The following is a 21,285-nucleotide window of genomic DNA, read 5'->3' on the forward strand; positions in this document are numbered from 1 at the left end:
TCCTGCGGGTCCGAAGGCGGCCGGCCCAGATGTGACAGCAGCGCGTCGAGTACGGCACCGGGCCGCTCGACGCTCGCGAGGTGCGCGGCGCGGGGCAGCTCGACGAGCGTGGCGTCACGGATGCCGTCGGCGAGTTCGCGGGCATGGGCGGGCGGGGTGGCCGGATCGTCGCGGCCGGCGACGACCAGGGTGGGTGCGTCGATCCGAGCGAGGTCGTCGCGGAGATCGAGGTCGGCGAGGATCTCACAGCAGACGGCGTACGCCTCGGGGTCGACGGCCCGCAGATCGGCCACGAGCGCTTCCACGGCCGCGTCGCCGCTCGTGGCGAACCAGCGTCCGGGAGCGGTGCCGGCCAGCGATTCGGTGCCTTGGGTACGAACCAGCTCCGCGCGCTCACGCCATGGCCCTGCCCCGCCGAAGTGCGCCGAGGAACACACCAGCGCGAGCGACGAGACCCGCCGAGGACGACGCGCCGCGAGCCATGCCCCGACAGCCCCGCCCAACGAGATCCCCGCATACGCGAAGCTCTCCACCCCGAGCGAGTCGGCCAGGCCGAGCACAAGCCGCCCGAGGCCGGCCACGTCGCGTCCGGCAGGGAGGAGCGAGGCGGGCGAGCGGCCGTGCCCGGGGAGATCCCACCGTACGACCCGGAACCGCGCCGTCAGACCGGCCATCTGGGGCTCCCAGACGCCGAGCGACGTCCCGAGGGAGGGTCCGAGGACGAGCACGGGTGCGTCGGCGGGGCCGTCGACACGGTGGTGAAGGAGAGGAGTCATGGGAGGTCCTGGTCGGGAGTCGGACGGGGACGACGGCCACCGGCCGGGCCGGGCCCCCGGCCGCGAGCCGGTTCGCGGACCTGGCCGGGCGTCGGGTCGCAGGCGCGGTCGAAGTTCCGGACGGGGGTGTCCGGGGGGCCCTGGGCAGCATCCCGACCGGGGTCCGGCGCTAGGTCCTGGCCGGCGGATCTTCGTGGATCAGCCCGGGGCGGCTGGTGGAGGGGGTCCCTCCCGTGCCGTTCAGGCTACGGGGGAGCATCGCAGGGCGGAGGATTGTCCTCGTACTGGACGTACTCGGACGACTCCGACAACGCGGCGAGGTGCCGTGCCAGGCGTTCCGGGCCCGCGAAGATCCGTCGGACAGGGCCTAGGTCCTGGTCCTGGCCGGAGTGTGTCGGGCGGCTGAGCGCCCGGTCGGTCAGGCCGGGCGCCGCGCCCACATAGGTCTCCGGGACGGTCAGCTCCCGCAGCTTCTCCGGGGAGAGCACAGCGCTCGCCCGGGGGTCCTCCGCCAGCGCCTCGGCCAGCTCCTTGCCCTCGTCCGTCGCCCGCCGGGACGCCGTTGTCAGCAGGTCCCTCGCCATCGCGCGGCCCAGCAGCGGGGTGAGGTGGGCCGTTAGGCGTTCGGTGAGCAACCGGCCGCCGGTCAGGGACAGGTTCGCGCGCATACGGGCGGGGAAGACCCGCAGGCCGGCGGAGAGTTCCGCCGCTGTCCCGGCCGCGCCGCCGGTCAGGCGCAGCGCGTCGAGCAGGGGCTGCCACTCGGCGTGCCAGGCGCCCGCCGGGCGTTCGTCCTCGGCGGCCAGGGAGGAGAAGAGGACGGCCGCGAGGGCGGGGACCTGGCGGGCGGCGGACGCGACCAGGGCCGCCCGTACGGGGTTCTGCTTGTGCGGCATCGCCGAGGAGGCGCCGCCCGTCCCCTCGGCGACCTCGCCGATTTCGGTTCGGGACAGCACCAGCACATCCGCCGCGATCTTCCCCAGCGCGCCCGCGCAGAAGGCGAGCGCCCCGGCGAGGTCGGCGACCGGGGTACGCAGCACATGCCAGGGCAGCGCCGGCTCGGCGAGACCCGTCTCGTACGCGAACGCGGCCGTCAGCGCCCGCTCCATGTCCGGGTCCCCGTCGGCGGCGGCCCGGAACGCCGCCAGTGTGCCCGCCGCGCCGCCGAGCTGCGCGGGCAGCGATGCCCGTACCACCACGAGCCGGTCACGGGCGTCCAGCACCAGCGACCGCCACCCCGCCGCCTTCAGCCCGAAGGTGGTCGGAACCGCGTGCTGGGTGAGGGTGCGGCCCGGCATCACGGTGTCGCGGTGCCCGGCCGCCAGCGCGCCCAGCGCGTCGGCGGTGCGCTCCAGATCACCCCTGATCAGGTCCAGTGTGCGGACCGCGACCAGCATGAGCGCGGTGTCCACGATGTCCTGACTGGTCGCGCCCTGATGGACGAACTCGGCGTCCTCCGGCTCCAGTTCGGCCACGGCACTAGTGAGATCGGCGACCAGCGGGATGACCGGGTTGCCGCCGGCCCGGCCGCGCAGGGCGAGCGACCGTATGTCGAACCGTTCGGCGCGGGCCGCCGCGGTGACCGTACGCGCCGCGCGCTCCGGGGCGAGTCCGACCGCGGCCTGGGCACGGGTCAGCGCGGCCTCGGCGTCGAGCATCGCCTGGAGGACCGCCCGGTCGCCGGTGGCCGCCTCGGCGGCGCGGCCGGCCCGCACCGGCGCGAGCAGCGCGCCGTCCGCGCCGCCGCGCTCATCGACCGGATCCATGCCGCAGGCCGGAGGTGTCGGAGGTGTGGGAGGTGGTGAAATCAAGGAAGACTGTCTCCTTCTCCCCCTGTAGACGGATGTCGAAGCGGTGGACCCGCTCGGATTCCTGACGGGCCATCAGCGTGGTCCTGCGCTCCTCGGGCAGCGCCGACAGCAGCGCGTCCGAGGAGGCCGGAGCCCCCAGATAGGCCCGGGTGAACAGATGGTGCGACAGCCCCCGCGCGAACACGCACACCGCCAGATACGGCCGCCCGCTCGGCGGCTCAAGGGTCCGTACCGTCCAGTGCCCGTCCGCGTCCGTGGCCACCCGTGCGAATCCGGTGAAGTCCAGACCGTTGCGCCCCAGGAAGCCGCCGGTCACCGGGTCGCGGCGGAGCGATCCGGGGCGCCCGGCGAGCGAGCCGTCCGGCGCCGCCTGCCAGGTCTCCACCAGCGCGTCGGGCACCGGGGCGCCCCCGCCGTCGTACACGTACCCGTGCACGGTGAGCGCCTCCGGATGCCCCGCGGGCACCACCTCGCCGCCGCCCGGGAAAGGCAGGGCATAGCCGTAGAACGGGCCGACCGTCTGGGAAGGCGTCGGGCGTGGCATCAGCGGTCCTCTCCGGATCCCGGCAGCGCGGCGTGTGACACCACGGCCTCCGGCAGCGCGGCCTCGGAGAGCGTCGCGGCCGGGCCGTCGAGCACGATGTCCCACCGGTAGCCGAGCGAGAACTCGGGGCGGGACAGCTCGTGGTCGTATGCCGCGACCAGCCGTTCCCGCGCCGCCGGATCGGTCACCGACTGGAGGATCGGGTCGTACGGGAAGAGCGGGTCGCCCGGGAAGTACATCTGGGTCACCAGCCGCTGGGTGAAGGCCGTGCCGAAGAGCGAGAAGTGGATGTGCGCGGGCCGCCAGGCGTTGAGATGATTACGCCAGGGGTACGCGCCGGGCTTGACCGTGGTGAACAGATAGCGTCCCTGATCATCCGTCAGACACCGTCCCACTCCGGTGAAATGGGGATCGAGCGGCGCCGGGTGCTGGTCGCGCTGATGCGCGTACCGCCCCGAGGCGTTGGCCTGCCAGATCTCCACGAGCTGATGGCGTACGGGCCGACCCGCCCGGTCGAGCACCCGCCCGGTCACGGTGATCCGCTCGCCGAGCGGTTCGCCCTGGTGCTGCCGGGTCAGATCCGCGTCGAGTTCCGTCACATCGGTGACGCCGAACACCGGTCCGTACAGCTCCGCGGCATCCGGGTCCCCGCCCATCGGGACCAGCGGCCGCTTCGGATGGCGCAGCACACTGCTGCGGTACGGGGCGAAGTCCCGGCCGGGATGCGCCGGCCGGTCCGCGCCGCCGGCCACGGCATCGGCCGCCGCCCCGTGTGCTGCGGCTATCTCCGCGCTGATCCGGCGCTGCGTGAGGGGTTCGGACGGGGCGAGGGGTGCGGAAGGAGCGAGAGGTTCGGGAGGCGGCACGGGATCACCTTTCGAGTACGAGGGCCAGGCCCTGGCCGACACCGATGCACAGCGCCGCGAGGCCGGTGCCCGAGCCCGCGGCGGCGAGCTGGTGGGCGACGGCCCCGGTGATCCGCGCGCCGGAGGCGCCGAGCGGATGGCCCAGGGCCAGGGCCCCACCGCGCGGATTGACGACCGCCGGATCGAGGCTCGGCCACTGGCCCAGGCAGGCGATCGCCTGGGCGGCGAACGCCTCGTTGAGTTCGAGGACACGGACCTCGGTGAGGTCTCGGCCCGCCTTCTTCAGCGCGCGCTCCACCGCCTCCACCGGTCCCGCGCCGAAGTACTGCGGTTCGATCCCGGTGACGGCCGAGGCACCGATACGGGCGAGCGGCTCGCGGCCCGTCGCCCGCAGACCGTCCTCGTCGGTGAGCAGGAGCGCCGCCGCGCCGTCGTTGAGCGGGGAGGAGTTCCCGGCGGTGACGGTGCCGCCCTCGCGGAACACCGGCTTCAGCCGGGCCAGCGCCTCCGCCGAGGTGTTGTCGCGGACGGACTCGTCACGCCCGAGGTCCACGCCCTCGACGGGTACGGTCTCCGCGTCGTACAGCCCCTCCCGCCAGGCCCGCGCCGCCTTCCGATGGCTGGCCAGTGCGAACTCGTCCTGTTCGGCGCGGCCGACGCCGTACCGGTCGGCGACCAGTTCCGCGCCCTCGCCGAGCGTAACCGTCCACTCCGCCGGCATCCGCGGATTCACCAGCCGCCAGCCCAGGGTTGTCGAGTACATCTGCTGATGTCCGGCGGGCAGGGCACGCTCAGGTTTCGGCACCACCCAGGGTGCGCGGCTCATCGACTCGACACCGCCCGCCACCGCGACCGACGCGTCGCCGACGGCGATGGCGCGCGCCGCCTGGATCACCGCCTCCATGCCCGAGCCGCACAGCCGGTTGACGGTGGTGCCGGGCACGGTGACCGGGAGCCCGGCGAGGAGAACCGCCATCCGGGCGACATCGCGGTTCTCCTCGCCGGCGCCATTGGCGTTGCCGAGGAAGACGTCGTCGATACGGGCGGGGTCCAGCGCGGGGGTACGGGCGAGCAGTGCGCGCAGCACCCCGGCGGCGAGATCGTCGGGGCGCACCCCGCTCAGCGCGCCCCCGTACGCGCCGACCGGGGTCCGCACGGCGTCGACGACATACACCTCACGCAGTCGGCCGGACATGCCTACTCCTCGCTCTTGTCGGGAGCCGGTGTGCGCAGGGGCGCGGCCGTCCTGGCCCGTACCTCCTCGGGTGCGACACCCGGCGCGGTCTCCACGAGGACCAGCCCCCGGGCGGTGATGTCGATGACGGCCAGATCGGTGATGATCCGGTGGACGCACGCCTTGCCGGTGAGCGGCAGGGTGCACTTCTCGACGATCTTCGGGGAGCCGTCCCGCGCCGTGTGGTCCATCAGCACGATCACCCGGCGGGCGCCATGGACCAGGTCCATCGCCCCGCCCATTCCTTTGATCATCCGCCCGGGGACCGACCAGTTGGCGAGATCGCCGCCCGCTGACACCTGCATGGCGCCCAGCACCGCGGTGTCGACATGGCCGCCGCGGATCATTCCGAAGGAGAGCGCGGAGTCGAAGTACGCGGCGCCAGGCAGGACCGTGACCGTCTCCTTGCCCGCGTTGATCAGATCCGGGTCGACCGCGTCCTCCGTCGGGTACGGGCCGACGCCCAGCACCCCGTTCTCGGAGTGCAGCACCACATCGACCCCCTCGGGGAGGAAGCCGGGGATCAGGGTGGGCAGCCCGATCCCGAGGTTCACATACGAGCCGTCGGTCAGCTCGGCCGCCGCCCGGGCGGCCATCTCGTCGCGCGTACGGGCCATCAGGCCCTCACCGTCCTCTTCTCCATCCGCTTGGCACCGGCCTGCTCGGGCGTGAGCGGCACCACGCGCTGCACGAACACCCCCGGGACATGGACCGAGTCGGGGTCCAGCGCCCCCGGTTCGAGCAGTTCCTCCACCTCGGCGACGGTCACCCGCCCGGCCATCGCCGCCAGCGGGTTGAAGTTGCGGGCGGCCTTGCTGAACACGAGATTGCCGTGCCGGTCGCCCCTGGCCGCCCGTACGAGCGCGAAATCTGTGGTGATGCCGTGCTCCAGGACATGGTCGCGCCCGCCGAACACCCGGACCTCCTTGGCCGGCGAGCGCACCGCCACCGAACCGTCCCGCGCATAGCGCCAGGGGAGTCCGCCGTCGGCGACCTGGGTGCCGACACCGGCCGGGGTGTAGAAGGCGGGGATGCCGCAGCCGCCGGCGCGCAGCCGCTCGGCGAGCGTGCCCTGCGGGACCAGCTCGACCTCCAGTTCGCCGCCGAGGTACTGGCGGGCGAACTCCTTGTTCTCGCCGATGTACGAACCGGTGACCCGTGAGATCCGGCCTTCGGCGAGCAGCAGCCCGAGCCCTTCGCCGTCCACCCCGCAGTTGTTGGAGACCACACTCAGCCCGCGTACGCCCCGGGCGCGCACCGCCTCGATCAGGACCGCGGGCACCCCGCTCAGGCCGAAACCGCCGACGGCGAGCGACGCGTGGTCCGCGATGTCATGGACCGCCTCGGCCGCGGACTGTGTGACCTTGTCCATGGAAGGACTCCCCGCGCTTCGCATTGTTCGCAGAATGAACTACAGTTCACTCATTTGCTGTCCCTGAGTGTGCGTGCACCCGGCACGCGTGTCAACGCCCTGCACCGGAGAGCCGATGACCTCCACACGTCCCGCCGCCACGACCCACGCCGGTCCAGCGGCATCCCCCGAGGCCGTGCCGTCCGAGGCCGTCGGCCCGCTCATGCGCGGGATCGCCGTGCTGCGGGCGATCAGCGACGCGGGGGGCCGGGCGGCCCTGAGCGATCTGGTCCGTACGACCGGTCTCGCCCGCTCCACCGCCGACCGGATCGCCGCGACCCTCGCGCGGATGGGATACCTCCGGCTCGACAGCCACTCCGTCGCCCTCACCCCCCGGCTCATGGAGCTGGGCAACGCCTTTCTGGGCGCCCTCCGGTTCCCCGCCCTGCTCGCCCCGCTCGCCGAACAACTCGCCGAGGAACTCGACGAGTCGGTCTCCCTGGCCGTCCCCGACGCCGACGGCATCCGCTTCGTGCACCAGACCACCCGGCGCCGCGCGATGTCGCTCACCTTCCGCATCGGCGACCTGCTGCCCGCCGAACGCACCGCGCCCGGACCGCTGTTCGCCGCGGACTGGGACGAGCGGGAGTGGGCGCGGTGGCGGGAGCGCCGGGCGGCCGACCCCGAGGACCGCGGCTTCCCCGCCGTACCGCCGCGCGGCGCCGACCCCGGCGGGTCCGACCCCGGCGGGCTCGGCTTCGAGGAGCGCACGGCGCGCGCGGCCGAGCGGGGCTGGGGCCTGGACGACCAGCTCATCGAGCCGGGGCTGATCGCCCTCGCCGTCCCCGTGCGGGACGCGGACGGGCGTACCGTCTGCGCGGTGAGCGCGGTCAGCCACACCAGCCGGCACAGCGCCGACTCACTGCGCCGCTCGCTGCTGCCCCGGGTGCGGGAAGCCGTGGCCGGCATGGAACGTACGCTGCGGACGGCCGCGCCCGCCTCGCCCGCCGCCCCGGCAGGACTCGCCGACTGGACCAGCGCCTCCAAGCAGCAGCTCGGCGCGGAGTTCCTGGAGTCCCTGGCCCGTGGCCTGACCGTGGTCACGGCCTTCGGCGAGGGGCGTCCCGAACTGACACTCACCGCGGTCGCCGAGGCCACCGGGCTGGCCAGGGCCACCGCCCGGCGCGCCCTGATCACCCTCGAACACCTGGGCCTTGCCGTCGCGGAGGACCGGACCTTCCGGCTCACCCCGCGAGTGCTCGCGCTCGGCTATCCGCCGCTCTCCCGCACCACACTCCCCGAGATCGCCACCCCGCATCTGACCGCGCTCGTCAAGAAGGTGCACGACTCCGCGTCCCTGGCGGTGCTCACCGGCGACGACATCCAGTACACGGCGCGCGTCGCCACCGGCCGCATCATGAGTGTCAACATCACCCTCGGCACCCGCTTCCCGGCGTACGCGGCCTCGATGGGCCGGGTGCTGCTGGCCGCGCTGCCGCCGCAGGAGCGGGCCGCCCGGCTCGCCCACACCGAACCGCGCGCGCTGACGCCGCGTACGGTCACCGGCCGGGCGGAGCTGGCCGCGCTGCTGGAGCGGGCGGAGCGCGACGGATACGCCCTGGTCGACGAGGAGTTGGAGGAGGGGCTGCGTTCCCTCGCCGTACCGGTGCGCGACCGGGCGGGGCGCGCGGTGGCGGCGGTGAATGTCGCCATGCACAGCAGCCGTCGCTCCGTCGAGCGGTGCCTGACCGATGTGCTGCCCGAACTCCGGGCCACAGCGGGGAGTATCGAGGCGGATCTCCATATCGCCGGCCGGTTCAGCCGTATCCCCGCTGCCTGACCGGGGCCGGCGGGGGCCGCGGGCAGGGCTGGGGCCGCGGACGGGGCAGTCGCCGCGGACAGGCAGAGAGGGCCGGGCAGGGCCGTGCCGGTGCGGGGGCTCGCGGCCCGCCGTACCGCCGTACCGAATCCTTACGTCCGTGCGCGCGTGCGCACGGCGGCGGTACGGCGGGCCGACGCGCCCCGCACTCTCAGACGTTGGGCACCTTCAGCTTGTCCCAGCTCGTCTTGCCGGGGATGCCGTCCGCGTCGCTGCCCGAGTAGCCGAGCTTGCGCTGCCAGGCGGCGTAGGAGTTGCGGTCGGCCTCCGACCAGTCGGGTCCGGGACCGACCTGGTAGCGCCCGCAGCCCTCCGCGACCAGCCGCTTGCCCATCGCCGTGATGACGGCGCTGTGCCGTCCGGCCGCGAAGAAACCGGCCCCGGGGAACGGTTCGTACTTCGCCGGGGGCTTCTGCGCGGGCGGTTTGGCGGGGCCGTCCGGCTTGCTGCCGAGGCGCGCTCTGACGCGCTCGCGCATCGAGTCCATGGTGAAGCCGCGCGGGTCGATCTTGCCCGGCTGCCACTCCTTGTGCCCTATCACCGAGCGGTGGGTCCAGCCGTGCGCCCGGCAGATCGCGGCCGCGGCCTTCTCGATCGCCTCCAACTGGGCGGCCGGCCAGGGGTCCGTGCCATTGCCCAGGTTGACGCACTCGAAGCCGTAGAAATAGCGGTTGCCGTCGGTGTTGGCCTCGTTGTCGGCGGGCAGCGCCGACTCGTTGATCACCGCCCGCAGGACCTCGTCGTCCCCGGAACCCGCGTGATTGGCCCGGCCGTTGCCGACCAGATAGACCGTGCCGTCCTTGGCGATCACCCCGTGGCACAGCGGGCCGGGCAGGGTCGAATGGCCGTTGTAGCAGAGTTCCACGGAGTTCTGTGTGCCCGAGGTGACGGTGTGATGGATCATCACCCCGTGCAGCGGCCCCCAGGGGCCCTTGTGATTGCGGTTGTGTGTGCGCCAGCTCCGGTGCTCGACCACGGTGAGGCCCTCGTCCTTGAGGGCTTTGAGCAGTTTCGCGGCGGTCAGAGGAGTTGCCATCGTGGTGCTCCTTCCCAAGTGCGATGTTTCAATTCTCGGGCTGCTGACGCCCGTTCCGCTCGTCCGTTTCGGTCACATGGCTGTCGGGAGCGGCCATCTCGGCGGCCAGGGCCTCCTCCTCGGCGGCTGCCTCTGCCGCGAGTTCGCCCTCGTCCGCCGCGGGTACCGGGCTCGCCAGCGGGCCGAACGACAGCCGCAGATCCACCGGCGAGCCCTCGCCGGGCACCCAGGCCAGCGGTGCGTAATGGACCTCGATCCCGTCCGGCGATTGCAACAGCGGACGGCGCGCCGTGTCCGTCGGCCACTCCACATCGCCCGTGGCGGTACGGGCCGCCACGGTCCAGAAGTCACCGGAGCGATAGGTCCTGCCCGGCTCGAAGTAGACGAGAACCCCGTCCTCCAGCGGCTGCCAGCCGCCCTCCTCGATCCGCAGCGCGCCATGGCGCAGCTTGGGCGCACCCCGTCCCGTACGGCCCGACGGCCCATGGCCGCCGGTCTGCCGGGCCCCCGACGGATGGTCCCAGCGCCGCAGATAAGGATGGAGGCCGGGGCGCCGCCCCACCGACGGATCGGGCTCGCCGGAGAGCCGTACCCGCCGTCCCGGCAGATCGACCTCCTCCACGCGCAGCAGCGGCAGCGGCTCGCCCCTGCTGATGTAGGCGGTGTCGACCAGCTCGACCCAGTCGCCGACGTTCAGATCGAGCTTGTCGTCACCGCCGAGCGAGGCCAGCTCGGCCCAGGTGCCGTCGAGTCCGTCGACGACGAACGTCACCGAGCCGTTCTCGCGCGACCACTTGAACGTCGCGTCCTCGGCCGTGCCGCCGTCATGGATCTCCACCCGGTACATCTGGTTCTCCGGGCCCCGGTACCGGGCGTCCGGAGGCACCGGGCACGGGTCCTCGTCGGTGTGTTCGGGCCGTCGGCTGCGCGCCGCCATCCGGGCCGTCGGCGTCTGCGCCCGCGCCCACTCGGCGAACGCCGCGCGCACCTCGTCGCCGGACGCCCCGTCCGCCAGTTCCAGCCGCTCGGCGGCCAGCGGCAGCACCTGCCAGACGACCTTCAGCCGGGCTGCGGTGTCGGGCATCGCCGGGCCCAGCGCCACTTCGCGCAGCAGCGGGTCCTCCGCCGCGGTCACCGAGCGCTCCCACACCTTCAGATGGACCAGATAGGGGAACCGGTCGGGCAGCCGGTCGCCGGGGCGCTCCGGGTCCCGGTACGCGTCAGGCTGATCCCAGTACGTCCAGGTGGCCGGCGGCTCCGGAGCCGCCTCGCCGTCCTCCGCCCGCTGCCCGTCCGCCACCACCGGGACGCCGGGCAGCGGGCGCGTCGCGTCCAGCGGGATGCCGTCGACGTAGTAGCGGCCGCCTCCGATCGACAGATCGTCCAGCTCCCGGCCGCCGCCCACGAAGCCCACCCGGAAGCCGGTGGCACCGCGCGGGCCGCCGTGCTGCCCGATCAGATCGGCGGCGACGGTACGGGCCTGGAGAAGCTGGATCGCGGCCTGCTCGTTGGCGTCCGCGTCGAGCTGGACCCGGCCCTGCTGGGCGATCACCGCCGAGTAGTGCCGGTCGGGGCGGAAGGTGAGCCGGGAGATGTCTGCGTGCATGGGAAGGGGTCCCCTCGGAAGTTCTGCGTTCGGCGGTCCGGTGCGGGCGGGTGCTGGGGTCGTACGGGGCGCTCGGTGGCTCACGGGTCGTACGGTGGGGTCCGGGCGTGCCCGGCGAGTCGGTGCCCGGTGGCGGGCGGTTCAGGTGACGTGGAAGATCCCGGCGTCGGTGCCGGCCGGGGTGTACTCGGCCAGCCGGGCCCGCAGGCTGTCCAGGCGCTGCGGCTGGTACAGATCGTGGAAGGCGCCCATCTCGGAGCCGTCCTCCGCGCCCCGCTTGATCTCCTCGGCGCAGCCGGCGGCGAGCTGCCCGTACGCCGGCGTGCCGTACCGCCCGCCGGTGAAGAGCGGCCGTACCCGCTCCGCGTCCTCGCTCCCCACCAGATCCGGCTGGCAGCGATGGCGGCGCGGAGTGCGCGAGCCGGGCGGTACGTACGAGAAGCGCAGCCGGCCGGTGCCCCGCCTGGCCACCCGCATCCGCCCGGTGAAGACGCTGTCCTCGGCGATCTCCACCGCGTGGGTGTGGACCTCGCCGATGACGGTGGTGCGGTACGCGTGCAGGACGGCATGGGCGTGACGGCAGTCCGGGGCGGACAGCGCCGCCCGGTCGTGGCCGGTGGCGTCCAGGATGCTGTCGCGGACATGGATCGGCAGCGGATCGTGGCCCACCTCGTCGCCGATCACCTCGATCGTGCCGAGGACGCTCCGCTCGATCGCGACACAGGCGGTGGTCCTGTCCAGGATCAGGCTCGGTTCCTCGGGGGAGTGCGGTGTGCACTCGGGCTCCAGCGACCAGCCGGGCACGAGGGTGCAGTGCCGCAGCACCACCGCGCCGACCGGACCGCTGACATGGAGGCCGCGCCCGGTGACCAGCAGTCCGTCCAGCACGATCCGCGGAGGCCGGGCCCTAGCCGCCCCGCCCCCGCTTCCACCCCCGCTTGCGCCACTGCTCCCGTCGTCCTCCCGCGCGCGGATGTTCAGCGCGTCCGGGCGGTTGCTGTACCAGTCGAGCAGCCGGATCACCGGACGGGTGCCCTCGGCAGCCCTCAGCTCCAGCCGGTCGCCGGGTTCGAGTTCGAAGTCGAGCTGCTCCTGATAGGCGCCGCTGTGCGTGATCTCGATGACACCGTCCGGACCGCAGCGCCCGGCCCGCCGGTCGTCGCGCCACTCGCCGTACGCGTCCATGATCCGCCGGTGGGCCTGGCCGGGACCCACCCGGTAGACGGCCGCCGTCGGCGGTGTCTCACGGTCGCGCGGATACTCGCCGCCGCCCGTGTCGTCCGCGAACGCGTAGTGGTAGGTGACCCAGACACCCTGGCGCGGTGCGGACCGCGAGCCGAAGGCGATCCGGCCGAGCACCGGGTCCACGGCCACCTGCCCGCGTCTGGGCCGGTAGCGCCAGTCCGACAGATCCGCCACCACGAGGTCCGACATCGGCACCGGTTCCTCGCGGCCGTCGCACCGGACCGTGAAGCTCTTGCCGGGCCCGTAGTAGTCGGCGAGCCGGTCGGCCAACTGCCTGCGGCGGATGTACGCGGGGACGTTGTCGACCGTCGCGACATGCGTGGCCGACGGCTCGGGCACCGGCTTCGTCACCAGCGGAGTGTCATTGCCCAGGATCGAGAACGTGTAGAGGTTGCGGGCCCGGTCGACGCAGTACGCGGGCGCCCCGGTCACCTGGTACGGCTTCAGCCGCCATACGAACAGGCCGACGCCGGCCGGGGAGTTGCCCCCTTGGCTACGGGACGAGCCGGCCCGCCGTACGTCCACCGACCGGGCGGTCGTGCCGAACGGCCCGCCCGCCAGATCCAGCGCCGCGCCCTCCCGTACGTCCGCGAGCCGACCGCGCTCCAGCCGCCGGGCGTTCCCGGCCGCCGTCCCCGATCCGTACAGTCCGACCGGCTGCTGATGGGAGACCAGCCGGGAGAACTCGACGGCCCGCGAGGGCCATCCGGCGACCGCGTCGGCCAGCTCCTCCAGCAGGGCCAGGGTGCCCTTGCGCCGTCGGTTGGCGACGGTCGCGGCGACATCACGGCGCGGTGCCAGCGCCTCGGCGAGCAGCTCGCGTGAACCGCCCGCGTCCGTACCGCCGTTGAGGCCCTTCGCCTGGACCCGCTCATAGCCGGGCAGCGGGGTGTGTCCGACCAGATCGCCGAGGTACGGCAGCACCCAGGGCGCGGCCGTCTCCACGAACCAGTCCTCGTAACCCTGCTCGACCCCGTCCCGTACCCGGTCCACCTGCTCGGCGATCACGGCGAGCAGCGCCCGCAGCGGCTCACCGCCCCCGCCCGCTCCGCCGTCCTCGCCGGTCCCGGCGTCACGCAGCCGGTGCCACTGCGGAAGCAGCTCCGCGAGCCCGTCCGGTTCCCTGCTCATGCGGTGACCTCCGTCAGAATCAGTGTGTCCGCGACCCGCGGTGAGAGCAGGGCCAGTTGGGCGGGCCTGATGCCACGGAAGACACACACGGCGCGGCCCTTGGCGAGCGGCCGGGTGTCGGTGATGTCCGGGTTCAGGCGCAGCAGTTCGGCCGGGGAGATCCCGTACCGGCCGGCGACCCGCGTCAGTGTCTCCCCCTCCTCGGCCGTCACCCGGTGCACGGTCTCGTCGTACGAGGCGAGCCGCGCCGGCACCGCTGTGCGCGGCTCACCGAGCCGGCCCGCGAGCCCGCTCAGCTCGTCCGGGGTGACGGAGGCGGGGATTCCGGCGAAGACGTCCACATCGACGTGGTCGACCCCCGGCACCCTGTGCGCGGTCGCCAGCACGTCCGACAGCACCGCCGGGCGGCCCAGCTCCCGGCGTCCGCTGCCGAATTCATGGAGCAGCGCCTGCCGCAGCCGTGGCCCGACCACCGTCCAGGTGTGGTCGCGGGCCACCTTCACCCGCGCCGCGAGCAGCAGCAGGACCAGCTCGCGCACATCCACCCGCACCGGAAGGCGCGAGTCGCCGTACCGGGCGAGTGAGGAACGCAGCGCCCGCAGCACCTCGGAGTCCCCGGCGACCGGGATGTCGTCCACACCGGCGACCGTCAGATGCAGCACCCGGCGCCGCCCGTCGTAGAGTTCGCGGGCCGACGCCCGGCCGATGCCCGCCCGCGAGCGCGCGAAGTCCTCGTAGTCCGCCACCGACACCAGCCGGTCGAGCGCCGAGACCGCCAGCGGGACGGTGCGCCGCGTCAGTCCGGGTCCGTCGGCGTCCGAACCGCCCGTCGCGGGCAGCGGGTTGGTGACCGCGGTGACCCCCAGCGGCCGGGTCACCGCCTGGGTGATCCGGTCGGCCGGCAGATTGGCGGCCCGGCCGGTGCCGAAGCGGTAGCGGGCCCGGACGTTCTCGTGCCCGGTGGGCAGCCGCGCGCCGAACACACCGTCGCCGAAGGTCACCGTCGTCCGCCCGTCCGCGGCCGTCCCCGTGACATACACGCGCTCGCGCGGACCGCGTCCCGCCAGGCTGTCCACCTCGTGCCAGAGCAGACCGTCGACGCGTACCTCCAGCGTCGGCCGTGCGCCCAGCGGATTGTCGGCGGGCAGCCAGGTCAGCGGCGACTGCCACAGTGTGAACGTCTGATTGGTCCGGTCGGCGTCACCGCTGCCGATCGGCTCGTCGCGGCTCTCACCGTGCGTGGCGGGCACCACATTGCCCTGGACCCGGACCGTGTCCCGGCGGTAGCGGTGGACCAGATCCGCGGTGAGCACCAGCCTCGTATGGACATGGTCGCCGGGCAGCAGCGGATCGAGATGCTGCTCCACCGTCGCGATCACGGCCAGTTCGGTGCCGCGCACCCCGGCGGTCCCGGGGATGTCGGTGCGCTCGCCGGAGACCACGAGATGCCGCCCCGGCCGCAACCCGTCGTACAGCTCGGCCAGTTCGAGCTCATTGCCGTGCACGTCCTCGCCCAGCGGCTCGCCCGCGAGGCGCAGCGACTGGCCGCCCGCGTGCACGGTGGTGTCCCGGATCATCGAGAGCAGCACATCGTGCTTGTCCAGCCATGGGTCGGCGAGCGTCAGTTCGGTGCCCCGGCCGGTGATGCCGTAATTGGTGTACGCGGCGGTGCGCACGGCGGTCACCCGGGTCGTCACCAGCGCCAGATTCTTGTCGCCGGGGATGCCGTCGGGTCCCTCCGCCCCCTTGCGGGGGCGTTCGACGGCCACCCAGCTCCCCACCGTGATCCCGTCCTGCACCGAATCGAGGGGCAGCACATGAAGGTCGGCGCGCTCGGGCACGGTCACGATGCCGACCTCGACATTCGCCGGCTCACCGCCCACGGTGTAGCGCACGTGCACCTCGAAGCCGCCGTGGGCGGCCCGCTTGTACTCGCCTGGGGACAGATACCAGTCCAGCGGTTCCCCGTTCTGCACGCCGACATGGACCCGTCCGTCCTCGCCGGGCCGGGACACGAACAGCTTCAGCTCCGGCAGACCCGACTCCAACTGGGCTGTCACACCCGGCTCCTGGGAGTCGGCCGGGCGCCGCGCCAGCCAGCTCAGATCCCGGTCCTGCGCGGAACGGGTCATCAGCGTGACCCGTCCCGGCGGCAGCTCGAAGCTGGTCTCCGCGGGCAGATTCTTGGAACGCTGAGCCGAGGAACCCAGCTCCGTGTGCTGGAACTCGGCGCGTACGGGAACCCGGCCCGCCGCGTCGTACACCACCCGCATGGTCGTGAGCGAGGAGCCGTTGAGCGGCCAGTCCGTCTGCCGGATCACCCGGCCCCGCTCGTCCTGCACCGGCTTGAGGGGCGCGGTCGCGCCGAACGGCGCGGCGGTCACCCGCAGGGTCTGGAGTTCACGCAGCAGACCGGGCGCGGGAGCCGGTGCGGCGGCGGTTCCGGCTGTGCCGGGCGCGGTGGCGCCGCGCCAGGCCGCGTACAGTCCGTCCGCCACCCGGGGATCCAGCGCGGCGAGCATCTGCGCGCCGAGGTCCGAGCCGGACGCGAAGAGCGCCCCGGGATCGTACGCCCGCGCCCGGGAGCCCGGCGGCGGACCCGCGGTACGAGCGCGCAGGGCGGGCAGTACGGCGCCGAGCGCCCGCATCGCGGCCGAACTGTCCGGCGAGGGAACGGAGTCCGGCGGCACCGGCTGGGAGGGCGCCAATTCGCCCGCCCGCTCGATCAGTTCACCGACCACCGCCTCCAACCGCTCGAACCAGGCGGCCACTTCCTCGTACGGGGCGGCCACCGCCTGTGCCTCGGCGAGCCGTTCGTACGGATCCGCGAGCCGCCGGGCGAACCGCGCCGGGGTGGTGATGCCGTCCAGATCGGCGCGCAGCGGCGCCAGTACCTGCCTGTCGAACTCCTCGACGATCAGGCTGACCGGCCGGGGATGGGGACGGTCCGGAGTGGGCTCCCCGCCCTCGCCCTCGCGCTCGTCCTCGGCGATCCACTTTCGCAGCTCCGCCACCAGCTCGCTCAGCGTCGGCGGGGCGGACTGCGGCAGCCCGATCGCCGTCACATCGTCGTCCCGGTCGATCCTGATCCGTGCGACCGGCAGCAGCAGCCGGCGCCCGCCGCTGTCCGGCTCCTCCCCGCCGAAGACGAACAGCAGCCTGTCGCCGGTCTGGAGGGAGGTGCCGGTCCCCGCGATGTCGATCTCCGAGCGGCGGCGCAGATCGTCGGGGGTGAGACGGGTCGGGCGGCGCCTGCGGACCGCCAGTTCGTTCCAGGCCGAGCGGGCCATGAGGTCCTCGCTCGTCTCGAAGGCCTGCGACTCCTCGGTCGCGGAGGCGGGCACGCTGTTGCTGCGCGCCCCGCGCGGGATCAGCACCGGCAGGTCCGCCGCCCGCGGATCGCGGTCCAGTGTGTACGTCAGATGGGCGTCCGCCGCGATCCCGGGCCGCGGCCGGTGCCCGACCAGACGCCCCAGCAGCACCAGCGAGCGGTGGTCGTCGGCGGTGCGCAGATAGCCCTCGTCGGCGATCCGCTCGGAGTGGAAGGTCAGCAGATCGCCCACGACCGCCCAGGAGTCCAGCAGCCCGATCGCCGGGTCGTCGGGGGTACGGACGGTCAGCCCGCGCAGCGCCGGATAAGCAGGGGAGGCGAGCCGGTCGAGCATCGCCGCCAGGAACGAGCCGTACTCACCGACCCGGTAGTCGAGGGCCGAGCGGCCCGGCGGGTTGTGGAGGGGCGCGGGAGCGTGCCGCTCGTCGTGCCCGCCGCAGCCGCAGCCGGCGTGTGTGCGGGTCATCGCGGACCTCCGCCCAGTTCGATCGTCAGTCGGCCGTGCTCCGGCCGGTCCGGGTCGTTGTCGCAGCGCGCGACCTCCAGCGGGCCGAGCCCCAGCACACCCGCTTCCAGCGCGATGCCGTCGAGGGGGTCGTCGTCGAAGAGCCGGCTCAGCCGGGTCACCCGTACGCTCTCCACGCCCTGGACGGCCGCGGCCGTGGCCACCAGTCGGCTGAGCCGCACCGGTTCGCCGAAGGGCAGCGCGTCGGGGTGGAAGAAGCCGAGCCGCCCGCCGGACAGCCGCCCGCTGCCCAGCAGCCCGTACAGCTCCGCCAGGATCTGCCCGTGCTGCCGGCCGGGCGCGGCACACACCGCGAGGACGATGTCCAGCGGTACGGCACGGGCGGGGCCGACCACCAGATCGTGGCCGATCCGGCGGTAGCTCTCCAGGGCGTACGACACCGAGTCGAGCAGTTCCGGGGAGGGCTCGGCGGAGCCCAGCGCGTCCACGGCGACATGCGCCTCCTGGACACTGCCGGTCCAGCGGATCTCCGCCGCCGCCCGCGCCACTCCCGGGAGCCTCGACGCCAGCGCCGCGTAGTCCTCGGCGGTGACGGCCCGCAGCCGTGCGCGCTTCAGATCGAGCGGGGCCAACTGCCGTACCTGCTCCACAGGTTCGGGCTCGGTGCCGCCGACTGCGGGGAGTGGATTGCGTACCCCTGCCACCGGCATCGGGTCACCGGCGTCGGTCGCGTCGGGATCACGGACCAGTACGAGATGGTTGATGGCCTCCGCGCCGACATTGCCCGCCGTACCGCCGCCGAGGCGGTAGCGCAGCTCCAGCGCGGCGCCCGGCCTCGGCCGCGCGCCGTGCCGTCCGTCGCCGAAGCGCAGGGCGATCCGGCCGTCGTCCTCCAGCTCACCGACGAAGTGGCGGTCGCGGGGGCCGCTGGTGAGCAGATCGCGCCGGGGAGTCCAGCGCTCGTCGCCGTCCGCCACGGTCACCGCGGGCAGCGCGGCTCTGGGGTCCTGGACGAGCGCGGCGGCGGGGCCGCGCAGCACCGGCTCGCCGGGGTGCAGTCCGGCCGCGTACGCACCGCCCCAGGTGTGCGCGATCTCCCAGGCGATCCCGCCGTCCAGCACCGTCCCCGCACGGGCACGTGCCGTCAGCACCTCAAGGCGGCGCAGCTTCGCCGCCAACAGCCGCTCGCTCCGGTGCAGCAGCTCGCGCAGCGCGCGGACCGGATGGCGGCGGAGTTCGAGCCGCTCCAGCAGCTGTAACCCGAACAGCACGGTCAGTTCGGCGACTTCGGGCTCGGCGAGGCCGTCGCGGTCGCGGGCGCTACGCCACAGCTCCACCAGCCGCTGCCGGACCCGTCCCGGGATGGACGCCAGCCGGTCGGCCTGCCCGGCCGAGACCTGGCGGGGTTCGGGGAACGGTACGGCCTGGACGACCGGCGAGCGGCCCAGTACCGGCCGGAAGCGCGGCCGGATCCCCGGATAGGTGACCTGGGCCAGCAGGGCGCCGAGCGCCTCCGCCTGGGCGTAGGCGGTGCCGGGGACGACCTTCTCGGTCCGCCGGCCGACGCTCTCCAGGCCGAGACCGGCCCGTACGGTCGCGTCCTCGCCGGCCACGGTGAACAGCTCACGGATCTGATGCGCCGTCAGCGAACGGCCGTGACGCGTCCGGTCCAGAAGGGAGTTGATGAGAGCGGCCGTCGCATTTCCCGCGTTCCGGTCCCAGCAGCCGAAGCCCGGCGGATCACAGGAGCCGGGTACGGCGGGCGCGGGCGGCACGGTGACCGTCTCGGACCCGCCTCCGTATGTCTCGGACCCGCCTCCGTGCGTGTCGCGTTCGTTTCCGTGCGTGTCGGATTCGCTTCCGTGGAAGGCCGGCGACCAGCCGTGGTCGACGAGCACCACATTGCCGCGCGCCACACTCACATCCCCGACCGGTTCACAGTCCGGGCCACCGCGGGTGGCCAGACAGAAGGGGAAGGCGAGCGCGTCCTCCCGTGCCCAGGTGACCTCCAGGACAGGCTGGTCCGCCAGCCGGTCCACCAGCGGAGTGACCGAAGTGAGGCGTACGGCCTGCCGGTGCGCGGGATCGGCGTCACCGGGCGTACCGGAGCGCGGCCCCCGTACCTCCTCGAACAGCAGCAGATCGCCCGGCGCCAGATCCAGCGCGCGGTTCTCGCACCTCTCGTCCGTCCACTCGTCTCTCAGTGTCGCGGCGGTGGCACCGGCGGGCAGCGAACACACGTCGTCGCCCCAGGTCCAGAAACGGATGGTGTTGTGCGCCGGGCGCAGCACCAGCGGCTCCTCGGCCACCAGCGGTTCGAACACCTCCACCGAACCGCGCTCCTCCAGCGCCGCCAGATCCCGGTCGTCGATGACAGTGCCGATCTCGGGCCGGTCGCGCGGGCCCAGCGTACGGACATCGACCGCGGCGAAGCGGAACGTACCGGGCGGCAGGGTCAGTTGACGTACGGTCTCGACGGCGACGAACGCGCGGGCGTTGCACCCGTTGTGCATCGGATAGTCGATGAGCCGCACATGACGGCGTACGGAGACCCGGCGGCGGGCCGTGTCGAGATACGCCTCGGTGGCGACCGCGTCCTGCTGGTAACTGATCCGGTCGGCGGTGTGCGCGAGGAGTTCGACCAGTGTGATGCCGAGATCGGCGGCATTGCGCTCGGTCCACGCGGGAGTGGTGAGTGCCAGCCGGTCCAGGATCAGCCGGCGGATCGTGTCGTAGTCGCGCGCGGTGTAGTCGATGACCGGTGAGGGCGGGTACGGGAGGCGGGGGCCGGGGCCGTGGTCCGCGCGGTCGAAGGGGACGACGGGGCCGGGGGAGTCGGGGCGGAAGGTGAACTCGGCCTGGAAATAACGCTGATCGAAGCCGGGAAACGGCTCGGTGCCCGGCCGGCCGTACGGATCGGTGTCGACGAGCGAGAGCCGGTAGCGGGAACTGTCGCCGGTACGGTCCAGCGTGACGTACAGCCGGTCGTCCAGCTCCGGGTCCTCCTCCCGCTCGACGGCCACCTCGACCGCCTCGATACCGGTGATCCGCCGGCCGCCGTCGATCCGTACGTTCTCCGGGGACACACCGTGGGGTGCCTTGCCGAGGAAGGTGACGGTGAGGGTCAGCCCGTCGTCACCGGCCTCGACCGCGTCGACACCGCCGAGGCGCGCGGCACGGACTCCGGCGCGGCGGCTGTCCGTACGGCACACCAGCGGGCCGCCGGGCTGCGGATTGCCGACGTCGCTCATACCGGGCCGCTCCCCTCGAACACCTCGTCGCGCCGGCTCGCGGTGGAGCGCACCACGTACCGCAGATACACCCGCACCACGTTCTCCTCGCTCACCACGTCCAGCGCCTCCACCTCGATGAGCTCACCCAGCCAGCGCTGGAGCGAGGCCTGTACGGACAGCTCCAGGGCGGAGGCGAGTTCCGGGCTGTTCGGGGTGAAGACCAGATCGAGCAGTCCGCACCCGAAATCGGGCCGCATCACACGCTCGCCGGGGGAGGTGAAGAGCAACTGCTCGATCAGATCGCGCACATGGGCGTCGTACGCGGCATGCGCGGTGCGTCCGCGCCGGTCGGTACGGAAGGGGAAGGCGATGTCGCTCCGTACCGTCGTCATCGTGACGACACCTCCCGCGAGGCCGCGTGGCCGACGACCGGCGGACCCTGCGGCACCAGCGCGGCGCTGAAACAGACCGCGCCCGTGGTGTGGAGCAGTACGGGCGCGCCGTCGATCAGCACACTGTCGCGGTCCGGCGTCCAGCGGACGGAGACGCATGGGCGCGGTACGCCGTCGACGGTGTGCCGGCAGCCGCTGACCGTGAAGACATCGGTCGCGGTGGGCACGGGCCGGCCGTCGATCCGTACCGCGGACGACGGGGCGGCGGGGAGTGAAACCCGGCCGCCGTGCGGGCAGTTGATGGCGGACCCGCCGTTCACGAGATTGCCGTTGCCGGACAAGACTCTTCTCCCCGTTCTGTCGGTCCTCGTTCTGTGCGTCCTC

The 21,285-nt window shown here is 73.3% G+C and carries 15 protein-coding genes; 1 reads left to right on the forward strand and 14 read right to left on the reverse strand.

The window, feature by feature from the left end; translation table 11 throughout:
- The 7 genes from WH07_RS03715 to WH07_RS03745 all read right to left on the reverse strand — a co-directional run.
- A partial coding sequence (locus tag WH07_RS03715) for an alpha/beta fold hydrolase (protein WP_157877186.1) occupies positions 1-776 on the reverse strand: 776 nt, incomplete at its 3' end.
- 245 nt (positions 777-1,021) lie between these two features.
- Positions 1,022-2,542, reverse strand: a complete 1,521-nt coding sequence (pcaB, locus tag WH07_RS03720) for a 3-carboxy-cis,cis-muconate cycloisomerase (RefSeq protein ID WP_063775732.1) — start codon at positions 2,540-2,542, stop codon at positions 1,022-1,024.
- Complete coding sequence (gene pcaG / locus WH07_RS03725) at positions 2,526-3,131, reverse strand: protocatechuate 3,4-dioxygenase subunit alpha (protein ID WP_046495213.1); 606 nt, start codon at positions 3,129-3,131, stop codon at positions 2,526-2,528. The genes pcaB and pcaG overlap by 17 nt, the downstream gene beginning before the upstream one ends.
- Complete coding sequence (gene pcaH, locus WH07_RS03730; RefSeq protein ID WP_079022919.1) at positions 3,131-3,997, reverse strand: protocatechuate 3,4-dioxygenase subunit beta; 867 nt, start codon at positions 3,995-3,997, stop codon at positions 3,131-3,133. The genes pcaG and pcaH overlap by 1 nt, the downstream gene beginning before the upstream one ends.
- A 4-nt stretch (positions 3,998-4,001) precedes the next feature.
- Entirely contained in the window at positions 4,002-5,192 is a 1,191-nt protein-coding gene (locus tag WH07_RS03735; protein ID WP_046495215.1) for a thiolase family protein, read from the reverse strand.
- A 2-nt stretch (positions 5,193-5,194) separates the two neighbouring features.
- On the reverse strand, positions 5,195-5,848 hold the full coding sequence (locus WH07_RS03740; protein ID WP_046495216.1) for a CoA transferase subunit B: 654 nt from the start codon (positions 5,846-5,848) through the stop codon (positions 5,195-5,197).
- Positions 5,848-6,603 (reverse strand): CoA transferase subunit A, encoded by a 756-nt coding sequence (locus WH07_RS03745; protein ID WP_046495218.1) that lies wholly within the window; start codon positions 6,601-6,603, stop codon positions 5,848-5,850. The genes WH07_RS03740 and WH07_RS03745 overlap by 1 nt, the downstream gene beginning before the upstream one ends.
- Positions 6,604-6,718: 115 nt before the next feature.
- Between WH07_RS03745 and WH07_RS03750 the strand changes: the two genes are divergently transcribed.
- On the forward strand, positions 6,719-8,422 hold the full coding sequence (locus WH07_RS03750) for an IclR family transcriptional regulator domain-containing protein (protein ID WP_046495220.1): 1,704 nt from the start codon (positions 6,719-6,721) through the stop codon (positions 8,420-8,422).
- Positions 8,423-8,612: 190 nt separating this feature from the next.
- Here WH07_RS03750 and WH07_RS03755 read toward each other — a convergent pair whose 3' ends face one another.
- From WH07_RS03755 to WH07_RS03785, 7 genes are all read right to left on the reverse strand, one after another.
- Positions 8,613-9,497: a peptidoglycan-binding protein gene (locus WH07_RS03755; RefSeq protein WP_046495223.1), complete on the reverse strand. Its 885-nt coding sequence runs from the start codon at positions 9,495-9,497 to the stop codon at positions 8,613-8,615.
- Between the two features lie 28 nt (positions 9,498-9,525).
- The gene (locus WH07_RS03760) at positions 9,526-11,103 is read right to left on the reverse strand and encodes a DUF6519 domain-containing protein (RefSeq protein ID WP_046495226.1); all 1,578 of its coding nucleotides are present in this window, start codon (positions 11,101-11,103) and stop codon (positions 9,526-9,528) included.
- Between the two features lie 141 nt (positions 11,104-11,244).
- Positions 11,245-13,479: a hypothetical protein gene (locus tag WH07_RS03765; protein ID WP_046495227.1), complete on the reverse strand. Its 2,235-nt coding sequence runs from the start codon at positions 13,477-13,479 to the stop codon at positions 11,245-11,247.
- A complete protein-coding gene (locus WH07_RS03770; RefSeq protein WP_046495229.1) occupies positions 13,476-17,276 on the reverse strand; it encodes a putative baseplate assembly protein in 3,801 nt (1,266 codons plus the stop codon). The genes WH07_RS03765 and WH07_RS03770 overlap by 4 nt, the downstream gene beginning before the upstream one ends.
- Entirely contained in the window at positions 17,273-20,527 is a 3,255-nt protein-coding gene (locus WH07_RS03775) for a putative baseplate assembly protein (protein ID WP_046495231.1), read from the reverse strand. Before WH07_RS03775 ends, WH07_RS03770 begins: the two co-directional genes overlap by 4 nt.
- On the reverse strand, positions 20,524-20,901 hold the full coding sequence (locus tag WH07_RS03780) for a GPW/gp25 family protein (RefSeq protein WP_046495233.1): 378 nt from the start codon (positions 20,899-20,901) through the stop codon (positions 20,524-20,526). The genes WH07_RS03775 and WH07_RS03780 overlap by 4 nt, the downstream gene beginning before the upstream one ends.
- Positions 20,898-21,242 (reverse strand): hypothetical protein, encoded by a 345-nt coding sequence (locus WH07_RS03785; RefSeq protein WP_232788702.1) that lies wholly within the window; start codon positions 21,240-21,242, stop codon positions 20,898-20,900. Before WH07_RS03785 ends, WH07_RS03780 begins: the two co-directional genes overlap by 4 nt.
- Between the last annotated feature and the right edge of the window lie 43 nt (positions 21,243-21,285).

Origin of the sequence: Streptomyces odonnellii, assembly GCF_000981895.1 — a bacterium.
GTDB lineage: Bacteria > Actinomycetota > Actinomycetes > Streptomycetales > Streptomycetaceae > Streptomyces > Streptomyces odonnellii.

Bases quoted from the DNA above. Each gene is read 5' to 3' on its own strand.
- WH07_RS03745 (WP_046495218.1), bottom strand. From the start codon at position 6,603: ATGGACAAGGTCACACAGTCCGCGGCCGAGGCGGTCCATGACATCGCG.
- WH07_RS03750 (WP_046495220.1), top strand. From the start codon at position 6,719: ATGACCTCCACACGTCCCGCCGCCACGACCCACGCCGGTCCAGCGGCA.
- WH07_RS03775 (WP_046495231.1), bottom strand. From the start codon at position 20,527: ATGAGCGACGTCGGCAATCCGCAGCCCGGCGGCCCGCTGGTGTGCCGT.
- WH07_RS03770 (WP_046495229.1), bottom strand. From the start codon at position 17,276: ATGACCCGCACACACGCCGGCTGCGGCTGCGGCGGGCACGACGAGCGG.
- WH07_RS03765 (WP_046495227.1), bottom strand. From the start codon at position 13,479: ATGAGCAGGGAACCGGACGGGCTCGCGGAGCTGCTTCCGCAGTGGCAC.
- WH07_RS03780 (WP_046495233.1), bottom strand. From the start codon at position 20,901: ATGACGACGGTACGGAGCGACATCGCCTTCCCCTTCCGTACCGACCGG.
- WH07_RS03735 (WP_046495215.1), bottom strand. From the start codon at position 5,192: ATGTCCGGCCGACTGCGTGAGGTGTATGTCGTCGACGCCGTGCGGACC.
- WH07_RS03740 (WP_046495216.1), bottom strand. From the start codon at position 5,848: ATGGCCCGTACGCGCGACGAGATGGCCGCCCGGGCGGCGGCCGAGCTG.
- WH07_RS03760 (WP_046495226.1), bottom strand. From the start codon at position 11,103: ATGCACGCAGACATCTCCCGGCTCACCTTCCGCCCCGACCGGCACTAC.
- pcaB (WP_063775732.1), bottom strand. From the start codon at position 2,542: ATGGATCCGGTCGATGAGCGCGGCGGCGCGGACGGCGCGCTGCTCGCG.
- pcaG (WP_046495213.1), bottom strand. From the start codon at position 3,131: ATGCCACGCCCGACGCCTTCCCAGACGGTCGGCCCGTTCTACGGCTAT.
- WH07_RS03755 (WP_046495223.1), bottom strand. From the start codon at position 9,497: ATGGCAACTCCTCTGACCGCCGCGAAACTGCTCAAAGCCCTCAAGGAC.